Consider the following 11,963-nt stretch of genomic DNA (forward strand, 5'->3'; position numbering starts at 1 on the left):
TTATACATAGAAAACAGGTGACTTTATGCCGGAATACCTTGAAAAAGAAACATTAATTCTCGGTTGCGGAAATATCCTATTAGCAGATGACGGCTTTGGGTTTGCAGTTGTTCAGCGTTTGAATAAACTGAAAGAAACAAATTCAAAACTGGATTCGGAAAATGTCGGAATAATAGATGCAGGAACAGGTGCTTCACACTTCATTCTCTCTTTGATAGATGAAGAGTCGAAAGTTAAGAAAGTAATTATTGTCGATATTATCGATTACGGATTATCGCCGGGCGAGCTGACAAAGCTTTACCCCGAAGATTTGCCGAATATTCCCAAATATCACATTGATGCGCATGACATGCCTCTTGCAGGTATGCTCAATGATATCCATGATAAATACGGCATAGAAATTGTCGTTATCGGATGTCAGTACAAGCATATGTCTGCGCCGGATATCTGCCTTGAGCTTTCTGATGAAGTAACTGCTTCTGTTGACAAAGCCGCCGAAATGGTTTTGGAAGAACTGGAAAAATAACGGGACAGAGTAGAGTCAATTCGCTGCTTTTGCGGCGAATGAATTTGAAATGTAAAATCGGGTGATTATATTGGTAAAAATCTCACATGTCCACATGAGCGGATGTACGGGCTGCTTAATCTCGTTTGCAGATACGTACGAGAAGCTCCTTGACATCTTAAGCGCAGTGGACCTCGTTTATGCGATTACGCTCGCGGACGAACTGACAAAAGTAACGGAGACGGAAGACAAGATCGTCATTGAACGCGTCTATCCGGATGACGTTGATATCGCATTGGTGGAAGGAAGCGTCTGTTTGGACGATCCCCATGCTGTTGAATTAATTAAAGATGTGCGCGAAAAATCAAAACTTATCGTGGCACTCGGCGCCTGCGCTGCGACCGGCGGCGTGACGCGCTTTGGACGCGGCGGTCAAAATCCGCAGCCGACACATGTCTCTTTTGTTCCGGTCTCGGAAGTCGTTAAAGTCGATTTCGCAATTCCGGGATGCCCGCCGTCAACGGATTCCATCGTAAAATTTGTGATGGCAGCGCTTGAAGGCGATACGGATTACTTGGAAATGTATGCCGAATTCGTCAAGTATCAGGACGCAAGCGGCGAAAACCTCATCAAGCAGGTCATCAGCCAAGGTCTCTGTATGGGATGCGGCACCTGCGCGGCAGCGTGTCAGATGAGAGCGGTTGCCATGTTTGACGGCAAACCGGATGTCCGCATGGAAATGTGCATTAACTGCGGTTCCTGCGTTTTGCAGTGCCCGAGAATCAGAATGCCTAAGCTGAAAGGACTTTTGGAGGTGTGAAGGATGACAAAACCGATTGGAGAATACATTGAAATTATTTCTGCACGCTCCACCGACCAGGAAATCTTGAAGAGATCTCAGGACGGCGGTATTGTGACCGCAGCATACATTTACGGCCTTGAAAACGGTCTTTTGGACGGCGTGATTGTCGCCGACACGACCGAAGGATTCAAGCCGATGCCCAAAATCGCAAGAACGAGAGAAGAAATCCTGTCCGCGCGCGGTACAAAGTACTCGCTCAGCCCGAATATGTCTCTTGTCAAAAACGCCGTTAAAGAATACGCTCTTGAAAAGCTCGGATTCGTCGGCACGCCGTGTCAAGTTATCGCTATGAAAAAGATGATGCAGTATCCGGCCGCGTTCCGCGGAACCGTTGACAACATCGGTCTTGTCATCGGCATTTTCTGTATGGAAAACTTCCCGTACAACGGCATGAAAACGCTTGTCGAAGAGTATGCCGGCGTTAAAATGAATGACGTTTTGAAGACGGATATCGGCAAAGGAAAGCTTTTCGTGTATCCCAAAGACGGAAGCGAACCGATTGCGATTCCGATCAAAGAAACCATGCCGTTTGAACAGAAATCCTGTCACGTCTGCATGGACTACACGTCCGAATATGCCGATTTCGCAACCGGATCTGTCGGCTCGCCCGACGGCTGGAGCACGGTCATTATCAGAAATAAGCGCGGAAAAGATTTCGTTGACAAAATGCTTGCCGCAGGCAAATTGGAAACACGCCCGCTGGACATGGAAGGCAAAGTCGGTTACCCGATGCTTGAAAAATTGTCCAACGACAAGAAAACCAAGAATGCTAAAGAAATCGAGCACCGCATTGAAATGGGACTTCCTGTTCCTTATTGATGAATGTCGGATTAATCATTAGTCGGATTAATCATTATAATCTGTCCGGAGAGGCAATTCGCCTTTCCGATTCTCATTTTTTAAAAACGGCTGCTTGGCGCAATTTTAACTGCCGCCGCGTTATAAAATAAAGGAGGGTGTTACTTAAAGAATGATTTTATCATCTCTGGATTGCCATTAACTCTAAATCGGGCAAAAAGCGACATCGATATGTCCACCATAAATTTGCTTCTGGATACAATGCAAGTTTTTCTCCTAAAACGGCCGAGCCAATGTCTTTGGCGAAAATTATTACGTTCTACTCCATGTGTTTCCTTTTTTGTTTGCTTCAATAATTCCGGGGGAATTAGTTGATTGTAAGCTTCCCAATGATCTGTATAATAAACAGTTACTTGCAGTTTACTGAGTCGCTCCAATAACTTTTTTAAGGTGTCACTGTCACGGCTTCCACACTCCCAGTCAATGAGTTGACCTGTAGTACGACAAAATGCTTTCCAGACCCACAATTTGTTTTTTTTGAGTTCAGAAAATGCCACATTTCATCAAGCTCTACTTCAATTTCACCTTCCGGCTCTGGTTTCTCGTATGTTTGTATGCCAAAACTTTTGACCCAATCATACACAGCTTTATGGGATACATTGACAATTTTCGCAATGGATCGAAATGACATACCGTTTAAATATAATATAATTGCCAAACATTTTGTTTCAACATCTTTACCTCGCGGGGTTTCCAATGTAAATTGATACCCGCATTCTTTACATTTGTAACGTTGACGTCCCAAATGGTTTCCATTCTTTACAAAATTTTCAGAGTTGCATTTTGAACATATCATAAATCATAATATACTTTAATAGTATATCATTCTTTTGTAAACACTGCCAAATAAAGTATATAAACATCGAAACAATACACTATAAATATTATTTTACAACTGTTTTATGTAGTTTTTTTATATTCATTTGTATTTATATATTGAAATTAGCCTGTTAAAAACAGAATGACGGTGAAAAAATGGCAAATTTTTCAAAATATTTAGGTAAAGAAGAGCGCGTCCTTAATTCGATTGATATGAAAGATGAGACGGTGTGGTCTCACAATAATGTGGCCGCATCCGAATACAAAAGCTGGACGACGCTTGTGCTCACAAATAAACGTCTTTTTTCATTGAACAAAAGAAAACTGAACATGAGAGAATTCCGTTTGGAAGACATTGTTTCGTCAGGCTGGACTTATCGTCCGCAATGGGGAAAAATCCTTTGGGGTCTTGTTTTATTGATCGCCGCCGCCTTGATTTATATTAATTCGGGCACGATCGGCTATTATTTGGCGCAATACGGTGCCGTTTACTTCGGAACGCATACGGATGCCGAAGTTATTGCCATGCTGAGTCAATGGATGGTTTATTTGGCAGTCATTATCGGCATTTTGGCACTTATCAGCCTGTTTTCTTATTTCCTTTTGAAAAGAACGACTTTTTCAATGACAACGAAGGACGGACGCGAATATCAGTTTCTTCTTCGCGGCAGACGCAGTCAGATCGATGATTTCCGCATGGCTGTTCAGGATGCCAGAGATTTGTACATCGAAGAAACCGAAAACCGTTATTTCGACAAGATGAGAACGGTTTTGTTCGACCAGTCCAATTATGAATATGCTTTAAACAACGCTCAGGCGTCCGGTTCCGGAATTCCTGTCGGCGAGTCTGAGCAGGAAAAACTGAAGCGAGAAGAATATTTGCTTTGGGAGCGCAAGAACGCGAAAGTCGGCGGCGCACCCGAGCGTGACCAGATCAGCGCAGGCGGGCAGAATATGATTGCAGGCGCTTCCATGCAGTTAAATGATGACGGCACTTTGCAGCTTGAAGCCGGCGGCGCTTATCAGCTGACCGCAGACGGCCACTACCTTTTGGATGACAACGGCAATTATCTTTTGGACTCCAAAGAAAATTATTTGCTGAATCCGGACGGCTCATATCAGCTCAATCCCGACGGCACGCGCCGTTTGAATCCGAATTCTGTTGCTGCGCTTTCAAGCGGCGGCGCTCATAATTTGAAATCGGCCTCCAATTTGGCAGAAGCGCCTTTGTCCGTTAAAGCCGCCGATTTGTTTGAACAGATGGGTTTTGAAGTGTCTAAGCTGTCGGCAGGCGACGCTGATCTGCTGCTCTATAAAGACAATCTCCGCTACATTGTTGTCATTGACAACGATGAATTCGGAACGATTACAAACAGAAAAATTGAAAAAGCGATTGACGCGAAAAACCATTACAAGACGGATTTCGGTCTCTTTATTTCGGCCGGCGATATGACGGATGAAATTCAGGATTACGCAAACCGCAATAATGTGAAGATCGTCTACATCAGAAAAGCGGAATAATTTTTCCGTTTTTCCGTTCTTTTATTTTTATTTCTGTCTATTTTAAGTGCGTTCTCGCTTTTCATTTTTTTAGAAATGCCTCCTCCTTTTTGGTTATTTTTCAGAGATTTTGTGCAGCTCGCGCGGGCGGCAGCGGCGACAGTGTAAACCTGACCCGCAGCGCAAACAAAACCCAATTGACACGGCAGCCTTAACATAGTTTTTACATTTCATATGATTCAAAATCATCGTTGCCGTTTTCTCCGCCGCCGAGCAATTTCATTGAATCGCTTTCGGGAAGTTCATGAACCTGCTTTAATTTGCGGTTGATATTTCTTGTTTTGGAATCCACCGAATCCAAAACGCTTGCGGCTTCATCCAATTTCTTGCGCGTTTTTTCAAGTAAATCTCCGAATTTAACGAATTCGGTTTTGACGGCACCGAGCAATTTTTGAATTTCTCCCGTCCGTTTCTCAACGGCGAGCGTTTGAAAGCCCATTCTGAGGCTGTTTAAGAACGCGACCAAAGTCGTCGGGCCGACGATTGCGATTCGGTATTCGCGCTGAACAAATTCAAACAAACCGGGGCGGCGCAGGATTTCGGCATACAATCCTTCCGTCGGAATAAACATGATTGCAAAATCCGTCGTGTAAGGCAGACAAATGTATTTTTCCTGAATTGTTTTCGCATTCTTTTTCACGGCAATTTCCAATTGTTTGGAACAATTTTCAATTTCTTCGGGATAATTTTCGTAAGCATCCAAAAGGCGCTGATAATCTTCGATCGGGAATTTCGAATCAATTGCCAAATAAATCGGTCCTTCGCTGTCTTTTCCGGGAAGCCTGACGGCATATTCCACTCTTTCTGCGGTGTTCGGCCGAACGGGCGTGTTTTTATCGTATTGGTCGGGTGCCAGCACTTCTTCCAAAATCGCGCCGAGTTGAATTTCTCCAAGGTTGCCGCGTGTTTTCACATTTGTTAAAACTTTTTTCAAATCGCCGACGCCGTTTGCAAGCTTCTGCATTTCCCCGAGGCCTTTGAAAACATCATCCAAACGTTCGCTGATTCCTTTAAATGACTCATTGAAACGTTTTTCAACGCTTTCGCGAAGCTTTTCATCGACGACATTTTTCATTTCATCCAGTTTTTTTTCATTGGATTCCTGCATTTGAGCCATTCGATTTTCCGTCGTCTCGCGAATCTTTTCAAGTTTCATTTCCGTGATTCGATTCAATTCCGTTTGGCGATTTTCAAATGTCTGAAATTTGTTTTCCTGTGAAACCTGAAACGCAGAAAGCGCTTCCGTCATTTCTTTTCTGTTTCTGTTCAGCGAAATATTTAGTTCATCGCGGTTTTGAGCGATTTCATTTCTCAGATTCAAATCCAGGCGGGAAATGTTGCGGTCCATTTCATCTCGGATAAATATCGTTTGTTCATCCAGTTTCTTTGAGAATGCCGCAAAATCCGCTTCGGTTATTCCGCTCCCGTTTCCGCTGCTGCCGCCATTCCTGCCATCGCCGCCGGTCATATTATTTCCTTTTTTAAAGAGTGTTAAAAACAAATTGATAATCAAAAGAAAAACGGCGGCGGCAAGTATTATCAAAATGATCGTTTCGTATTCCATATTTAAACTCCGTATTCAAATTCTGTAAAATATTATGTCAGATTAAATGTCGGAGATTTATAAATGGTAAAACGAAGCGGGGTGAAAGTACAGACTTATATATAATCGCAATTTATTATATATTTGGATGAATTTATCTCTTATAAACAAATTCATCTCGAAAAAAAGAAACTGCTTTTAAAAATTTATAATGAAATGAGTCCAAAAAACTTCAAAAATGGGGATGATTGACATGAAAAACAGACTCCGACTGAAGCGCGCATACGATGCCGTTTCAAAAGATGACGGATTCCGAATTTTAGTCGACCGCCTTTGGCCGCGCGGCGTTTCAAAAGAACATGCAGCGTTTGACTTGTGGGCAAAAGAAGTAACACCTTCAACTGAAATCCGCGAAGAATTTCATCACATACCGACGGCTTTTCCGAAATTCAAAGAAAAATATCTTTCCGAACTTGGAAATAATCCGGCAGTTCCCGAATTCATTCAAACCGTTTACGAACACTTGAAAAAAGGAAATGTCACATTTGTCTATGCGGCAAAAGATCCTGTTTATAATCACGTCGTCATTTTAAAAGAATACGTCGAGAGCTATTTTCCGAAAGATTAATTTCTAAAAATGAAATCTTTTTTCGGTTATTTTTTGAAAAATGGATCACTCGTTCTTGATTATTTTTTTTAAAAATGGAGCGATTCGCGCGCGGCGGCGGTTTGCTGTCGGCAGCAGAGGCTTGCCTCGCAGCAGCAACATTAAAAGACAGTTGCAGACGAGCAGGCTCAGCCGGAAGCTGACAGCAAAAGACAGTCACAAGGCGGCACTTTGCAAAAGCGGAAAAGCATTTAAATCAGCGGTTTTGAAGTTTTTGTTTCTTTTGAACTTAAATTTGATCTAAAATCAATTGAAACATCGTTTTTCATCAAAATTACTCAAAAACGGAACGCCTTCTTTTATCCAAAATCTAAAACATTTAAGATTCGGATTTTATCGGGCGTTCGGGTTCACCGTTTCTTGAAAATGGATGTTTAGGTTTTGTTTGAATACAAAAATAAAAACGGGGCGGGTTTAAAAAACAAAATAAAAATGGAGTGATTCGCGCGCGGCGGCTTCCGGCAGCTGTGACGCAAATCTGACAGGCAAGCACCAAAATGAAAAGACAGCTGCAGACCGACAGACTTTGCAGAAATCACATGCAGAAATCACAAAATCAATTATAAACCGTCGGTTTTTCGATAACCGTCGGCATCTGCTAATTTTTCAATCAATTCTTTTGTATCGGCGCCGTACCAGCCTTTTTTCACATATTGCGGGTGAACAGGGAGACGTTCTTTGAATTCATATCCTTTCGAACTCAAAAGATTTCTCAATTCTTCAATTTTCGGCCAGGCCGATTCCGGATTGATGTAATCGATCGTCACCGGCGAAATGCCGCCCAAATCCGTCACGCCGTATTGAATCAGTTCAAGCGGCGACATCAGATTCGGCGCGACTTGTATCGTAATATCCGGCGTTAATGTGTTTTTTGTCAAAAGAATCAAGTCAATCATATCCGCTTTTGTCGGCGCCTTCAACTCTCGGGTACTGTTTTCCTGTCCCGAATTGGGCGTATAATTCTGTAAAATAATTTCCTGAATATGTCCGTATTTGCCGTGAAGCTTTTGAATCGCCTGCAAAGATTCAATCCAATCATTTCGAGTTTCGCCGATGCCGATTAAAAGTCCCGTCGTAAACGGCATTTTCAATTTCCCCGCATTTTCAATCATTTCAAGACGCGCCGCGGGAATTTTTCCGGGACAATCTTTGTGCGCCAAAACGTCGGCCGTTGTCTCAAGCATCAATCCCATGCTCGCGTTCAGCGGCGCAAGCCTTTTTAATTCATCAAAAGAAAGAACGCCGCCGTTGACGTGCGGAAGCATCCCGTAATCCAAAGTCAAGCGGCAGAGATGTTCCGTGTATTCGATCACCGTTTTAAAACCGGCGTCATTTAATTGTTTTCCAAACCGCTTCATAAATTCAGGATTTTGTTCGGGCGACTCGCCGAAAGCAAACATCGCTTCCGTACATCCCGCTGCAGCCCCGCGTTTCAGAACGGGAATGATTTCTTCTTCCGTCATCAAAAAAGCGTCTTTATGTTCTGCCGGGCGCCGAAAACCGCAATAGGCGCATTTGTTGCGGCAGACATTCGTGACAGGAATAAAAATATTTTTGGAATAAGTAATCGGGCGGTTTTTCATTTTTTGACTCCGATTCGTTCCTTTTTTGATTCTTTGTTCTATTCAAGCTTTGATTCAAATTTTGATTCTTAATTTTTCGATTCAAAGTCAGAACGTATTATTTTCATCGCGTCGCGGACACCAAATGTTATACCCTCTATTTCAATGCCGCCTTCGCCTTTTGCGCCGTCGCCGACAACCAATAAATTCGATACAGGCGTTTTGTTTCCGAAATCCGTTCCCGAAAAAGCGCGGTTGACCGGCCATCTGCCGTGGTGAACCTGAATGATCAAAATTTCAATCTTTTTGTCGGGGAATAAATCTTTGACATCTTCTAAACCGAGTTCGATTTCTTCATCGATTTCGATCAATCTGTCAAGCGCCGTTCTCTGGTGGCACATGACCAAATGCTTTCCGGGCGGCGCAAGGTCGGGGTCGGCAATCGTCACTTCGTTCAAGCCGTTGATTCTGCGCGTGTACGGCGTCAGCATCAGACTGCATCCGTCGGGCAGGATCTGCTCATCAGATGCAAAACAAATCTTCAAGCCGGCAGACGGTTTCATCTCGGCGAGCTTTTCTTCATATTCTTTAAAAACGGGCTTGGAAAGCGCTAAAACGTGTGAACCGCATTCGCCTTCAACGCCGTCAAATTCACAGATTTCCCAGGCTTCTTTGTGGCCGATGTCGCTGATGACAAGGTCGGCAGAAATCTCTTTTTCGCCGGCAATCACACCTGTTGCTTTTCCGTCTTTGACGATGATTTTCGTCACTTCCGTGTCGGTGTAAACGGTTCCGCCGTATGAGGAAATGATTCGAACGAGCTCGTCGATGACGGTCTGACAGCCGCCTTTTAAAATACCGGGGCCGCCGTATCTGTAAACGTTATGGAATATTTCAAAAATCTCGCGCGTCGTCACTTCGTCCGCGGTCGTGCTGAGCGCCCAGCCGGTAAAAGAGTCGGCGCAGCGATCGATTCTGTCATCATGGATATATTTGGAGTACCACTGTTTGAATCCGATTTTCGTGGGGCGGATGAGCCCGACTTTAAATCCGAGCGTTAAAAGAACCATCATGGCTTTGTTTTTGGAAGTCAGGTGTTTTTTGAAATCCAAATAAGAAATGTCTTCGTAACCGTTTTTGTAATCGGTATCTTCGGCATTTTTCGGCATTCTGACAATTGCCATCGGCGTCGATTGAATGATTTCAAAATCCGCGCCGAGATCGCGAAGCATTGTTGCAAGCGGACCTTTCGTTCCGTGCGGAACCATGTGAAGCGCGCCGGTTGAAAGCTGATAGCCGTTGTATTCGATGTTCGCAAAACGGCCGCCGATTAAAGAAAGGCGTTCATAAACGTCAACAGTCCAGCCGTCTTTGGCAAGCTGCGCCGCTGTCAGCAAACCGCCAAGACCCGAGCCGATAACGACTGCTTTTTTTGTATTGTTTTCAGTCATTTCAGACCACCTGTCCGGGTTGGATTGCTTTCATCGGGCAATAAGGTATACAGGCGCCGCATTCTTTGCATTTGTCCGTAATCGTCGCCCTCCCCTTTGCAGTGATCGCGCCGTGTTTACAGAACGCGATACATTGGCTGCATCCGACACAATTGCTGTTGACATACATTTTATAATACACCGATTCATTTTTCTGTCTGCCTTTCGCAGAATAATGATAATGAAAATAATAATGAAAATTGAATATAAAAAAATGTGAGATAGAAGCCATATTTATTTTGACTTTCTATAAAAAGGTATCATTATTATTTGTCGGTTCTGCTTTTCTTTTCAATTTATTTTCTTCTTTAATGCTGAAGATTTTAAAACGAATTCTCCTTTTTTTGATTATTTCTAATAAACCGGTCTCTCCACTTTGATTCATTTTTGTAATAATTTGTGCGGCTCGCGCGGCGGCGGTCCGCTGCTGCAGCTGCCGGCAGCGGCAGCAAATGAAAACCTGATTACAGGCGGAAAACGGAAACCTGACTCCGAACGGAAACAAACACCTCCCTCCCCCTGCAAACAGAAACCTGACAGCAAGCGGAAACAGAAACCTGACTCCAATCGGAAGCAGAAACCTGACTCCAATCGGAAACAGAAACCTGACTCCAATCGGAAACAGAAACCTGACTCCAATCGGAAACAGAAACATGAAGGTAGCGGCGGCACGTTCGCGAATGCGAACGGATTACCATAAAATGAGCAGATGCAAGCAGAAACTCAAACCTGACCGGCAGTGCAAAGAAACCCGGCTGCAAGCGCAAACACAAACCTGACTCCAATCGGAAGCAAAAACCCGATTGCAAGTAGAAACAGAAACCTGACTGACATTGGAAACACAAACTTGACTCCAACTGGAAACACAAACCTGGTCGGGAGCGCAGAAAAATGTTTACTTTACGGAAATAAAAATAAATCTTCGTTTGAACATACAATTTCAATCAATTATTCGGATCAAGCAGTTCCGCTTCTTTTTCCGGGCTCATTTCGGAACCAAACGCGTTGATCCCGTATTTTCGAATCACTTTCAGGCTTGCCAAAGCGCCTGCCGCGATATTGACATAATATGTAATCGCGCGCCAGGCAATCACGGTCACGCCGAGAACGGATGCGGGAACAAAGAGCGAAAAAAGCGTGTACGCCGCAATTTCGGAGATGCCGCTTGCGCCGGGCGTTGCGGGAATGATCATAATGATTGCAAGAACGACTTGGGTCGCGAACAGTAATTGCAGATTCGGATGAACGTTTAAGCCGAGCAGAATCAGCCAAAGCACGGAGAAGTGAACGAGCCAGTAAATCACGGTGTAAAAAACGGCAACGATTAAATTCAGTTTCCCGACAGACAGGAACCGCTTGAAACTGGATCGGAATAAGTCGATTTCATTTTCCGAGGTGAAGATCATTTTATTGATTTTCGGTTTGTATTTTTCGGGCGCTTTTTTTTCGGTGAAAATCAATATTTTTCGAATCATTTTTTTCGCAAATTCGGGTCGGATGATCGCGTAAATCAATACGGCTAAAATGAGAAACAAACAAATGATGCCGATATATAAAAGCGTGTCAATTCCCCAAATGCCGTTTCCGCCTTCATTTCTCAAAAATGACCGAAGGATAAACAGGGATGGAATCAGGCAGATTAAGAAAAAAAGCGCGTCTAAAAAGCGTTCCATGAAGATGACTGCCGTTGCTTTTCCGACGGGAACTTTTGAGTTCTTTCGAAGCAGAAGGATTCTGACAGGCTCTCCGCCGACGGAAGATGGTGTCAACGACGCGAGCAATATGCCCGTCAGTACATTTTCAAACGCGTGACGGGTTCTGATTTGATAGCCGAGCGAGCGCAGCAAGAATTTTGTTTTTCGCGCTGTTAAAATGTAAGAAAGAATTTGAAGCAAAAGCGCTCCGATGATGAATTCTAAACGAATCTGTTTCAGCGATTCAATGGTTTCGGCATCTGTCGTCAGGAATATGATTGCGACAGCTGAAATCAGACTGATTGCCAGACTGATTAAGAAAAATTTCTTGTAATCGACCATTGAAACCGCCAGCTTGTTTTTCCAAATTCGTTTTTTAAATCATTATTATTTAAAATGTTAT

Annotated in this window: 14 protein-coding genes; 5 read left to right on the top strand and 9 right to left on the bottom strand. The window is 43.6% G+C overall.

Going from position 1 to position 11,963, the window contains the following annotated elements:
- Nucleotides 1-25: 25 nt before the first annotated feature.
- The 3 genes from frhD to frhB all read left to right on the top strand — a co-directional run bounded on the left by frhD (nucleotide 26) and on the right by frhB (nucleotide 2,186).
- The gene (frhD, locus tag MmiHf6_RS00525) at nucleotides 26-526 is read left to right on the top strand and encodes a coenzyme F420-reducing hydrogenase, FrhD protein (RefSeq protein ID WP_316557771.1); all 501 of its coding nucleotides are present in this window, start codon (nucleotides 26-28) and stop codon (nucleotides 524-526) included.
- A gap of 70 nt (nucleotides 527-596) precedes the next feature.
- On the top strand, nucleotides 597-1,325 hold the full coding sequence (frhG, locus tag MmiHf6_RS00530) for a coenzyme F420 hydrogenase subunit gamma (RefSeq protein WP_316557772.1): 729 nt from the start codon (nucleotides 597-599) through the stop codon (nucleotides 1,323-1,325).
- Nucleotides 1,326-1,328: 3 nt separating this feature from the next.
- Complete coding sequence (frhB, locus tag MmiHf6_RS00535; RefSeq protein WP_316557773.1) at nucleotides 1,329-2,186, top strand: coenzyme F420 hydrogenase subunit beta; 858 nt, start codon at nucleotides 1,329-1,331, stop codon at nucleotides 2,184-2,186.
- A 140-nt stretch (nucleotides 2,187-2,326) separates the two neighbouring features.
- On the opposite strand, the gene MmiHf6_RS00540 is transcribed toward frhB, so the two are convergent.
- A protein-coding gene (locus MmiHf6_RS00540; protein ID WP_316557774.1) for an IS1 family transposase occupies nucleotides 2,327-3,021 on the bottom strand; the annotation gives its coding sequence in 2 pieces (ribosomal slippage) (nucleotides 2,327-2,706 and nucleotides 2,706-3,021; 696 coding nt in all).
- Nucleotides 3,022-3,200: 179 nt separating this feature from the next.
- On the opposite strand from MmiHf6_RS00540, the gene MmiHf6_RS00545 reads away from it, so the two are divergent.
- Nucleotides 3,201-4,565: a restriction endonuclease gene (locus MmiHf6_RS00545; RefSeq protein WP_316557775.1), complete on the top strand. Its 1,365-nt coding sequence runs from the start codon at nucleotides 3,201-3,203 to the stop codon at nucleotides 4,563-4,565.
- On the opposite strand, the gene MmiHf6_RS00550 is transcribed toward MmiHf6_RS00545, so the two are convergent.
- Nucleotides 4,544-4,762: a hypothetical protein gene (locus MmiHf6_RS00550; RefSeq protein ID WP_316557776.1), complete on the bottom strand. Its 219-nt coding sequence runs from the start codon at nucleotides 4,760-4,762 to the stop codon at nucleotides 4,544-4,546. The two genes, MmiHf6_RS00545 and MmiHf6_RS00550, sit on opposite strands and share 22 nt — an antisense overlap.
- A 5-nt stretch (nucleotides 4,763-4,767) precedes the next feature.
- Nucleotides 4,768-6,168 carry a DNA recombination protein RmuC gene (locus tag MmiHf6_RS00555; protein ID WP_316557777.1) on the bottom strand — a complete coding sequence of 467 codons (1,401 nt, stop codon included), beginning with the start codon at nucleotides 6,166-6,168 and terminating at the stop codon, nucleotides 4,768-4,770.
- Between the two features lie 232 nt (nucleotides 6,169-6,400).
- Here MmiHf6_RS00555 and MmiHf6_RS00560 point away from each other — a divergent pair, with 232 nt between their 5' ends.
- Nucleotides 6,401-6,775: a DUF488 domain-containing protein gene (locus MmiHf6_RS00560; protein WP_316557778.1), complete on the top strand. Its 375-nt coding sequence runs from the start codon at nucleotides 6,401-6,403 to the stop codon at nucleotides 6,773-6,775.
- Between the two features lie 453 nt (nucleotides 6,776-7,228).
- Here MmiHf6_RS00560 and MmiHf6_RS00565 read toward each other — a convergent pair whose 3' ends face one another.
- From MmiHf6_RS00565 to MmiHf6_RS00590, 6 genes are all read right to left on the bottom strand, one after another.
- Nucleotides 7,229-7,366, bottom strand: coding sequence for a hypothetical protein (locus MmiHf6_RS00565; RefSeq protein WP_316557779.1), 138 nt, complete (start codon nucleotides 7,364-7,366; stop codon nucleotides 7,229-7,231).
- An 8-nt stretch (nucleotides 7,367-7,374) separates the two neighbouring features.
- Complete coding sequence (gene cofG, locus MmiHf6_RS00570) at nucleotides 7,375-8,397, bottom strand: 7,8-didemethyl-8-hydroxy-5-deazariboflavin synthase subunit CofG (RefSeq protein WP_316557780.1); 1,023 nt, start codon at nucleotides 8,395-8,397, stop codon at nucleotides 7,375-7,377.
- Between the two features lie 68 nt (nucleotides 8,398-8,465).
- Nucleotides 8,466-9,827: a phytoene desaturase family protein gene (locus MmiHf6_RS00575; RefSeq protein ID WP_316557781.1), complete on the bottom strand. Its 1,362-nt coding sequence runs from the start codon at nucleotides 9,825-9,827 to the stop codon at nucleotides 8,466-8,468.
- A gap of 1 nt (nucleotide 9,828) precedes the next feature.
- Nucleotides 9,829-9,996 carry a DUF362 domain-containing protein gene (locus MmiHf6_RS00580; RefSeq protein WP_316557782.1) on the bottom strand — a complete coding sequence of 56 codons (168 nt, stop codon included), beginning with the start codon at nucleotides 9,994-9,996 and terminating at the stop codon, nucleotides 9,829-9,831.
- 117 nt (nucleotides 9,997-10,113) lie between these two features.
- Nucleotides 10,114-10,521, bottom strand: coding sequence for a hypothetical protein (locus tag MmiHf6_RS00585; RefSeq protein ID WP_316557783.1), 408 nt, complete (start codon nucleotides 10,519-10,521; stop codon nucleotides 10,114-10,116).
- A 289-nt stretch (nucleotides 10,522-10,810) separates the two neighbouring features.
- Entirely contained in the window at nucleotides 10,811-11,902 is a 1,092-nt protein-coding gene (locus MmiHf6_RS00590) for a lysylphosphatidylglycerol synthase transmembrane domain-containing protein (RefSeq protein WP_316557784.1), read from the bottom strand.
- Nucleotides 11,903-11,963: the final 61 nt, after the last annotated feature.

It is taken from the genome of Methanimicrococcus hongohii (assembly GCF_032594095.1).
Lineage (GTDB): Archaea > Halobacteriota > Methanosarcinia > Methanosarcinales > Methanosarcinaceae > Methanimicrococcus > Methanimicrococcus hongohii.

Excerpts from the sequence above, each read along its gene's own strand:
- MmiHf6_RS00575 (WP_316557781.1), bottom strand. The coding sequence starts at position 9,827 with ATGACTGAAAACAATACAAAAAAAGCAGTCGTTATCGGCTCGGGTCTT.
- frhB (WP_316557773.1), top strand. The coding sequence starts at position 1,329 with ATGACAAAACCGATTGGAGAATACATTGAAATTATTTCTGCACGCTCC.
- MmiHf6_RS00555 (WP_316557777.1), bottom strand. The coding sequence starts at position 6,168 with ATGGAATACGAAACGATCATTTTGATAATACTTGCCGCCGCCGTTTTT.
- MmiHf6_RS00580 (WP_316557782.1), bottom strand. The coding sequence starts at position 9,996 with ATGTATGTCAACAGCAATTGTGTCGGATGCAGCCAATGTATCGCGTTC.
- MmiHf6_RS00545 (WP_316557775.1), top strand. The coding sequence starts at position 3,201 with ATGGCAAATTTTTCAAAATATTTAGGTAAAGAAGAGCGCGTCCTTAAT.
- cofG (WP_316557780.1), bottom strand. The coding sequence starts at position 8,397 with ATGAAAAACCGCCCGATTACTTATTCCAAAAATATTTTTATTCCTGTC.
- frhD (WP_316557771.1), top strand. The coding sequence starts at position 26 with ATGCCGGAATACCTTGAAAAAGAAACATTAATTCTCGGTTGCGGAAAT.
- MmiHf6_RS00550 (WP_316557776.1), bottom strand. The coding sequence starts at position 4,762 with ATGTTAAGGCTGCCGTGTCAATTGGGTTTTGTTTGCGCTGCGGGTCAG.
- MmiHf6_RS00585 (WP_316557783.1), bottom strand. The coding sequence starts at position 10,521 with ATGTTTCTGTTTCCGATTGGAGTCAGGTTTCTGTTTCCGATTGGAGTC.
- MmiHf6_RS00590 (WP_316557784.1), bottom strand. The coding sequence starts at position 11,902 with ATGGTCGATTACAAGAAATTTTTCTTAATCAGTCTGGCAATCAGTCTG.
- MmiHf6_RS00560 (WP_316557778.1), top strand. The coding sequence starts at position 6,401 with ATGAAAAACAGACTCCGACTGAAGCGCGCATACGATGCCGTTTCAAAA.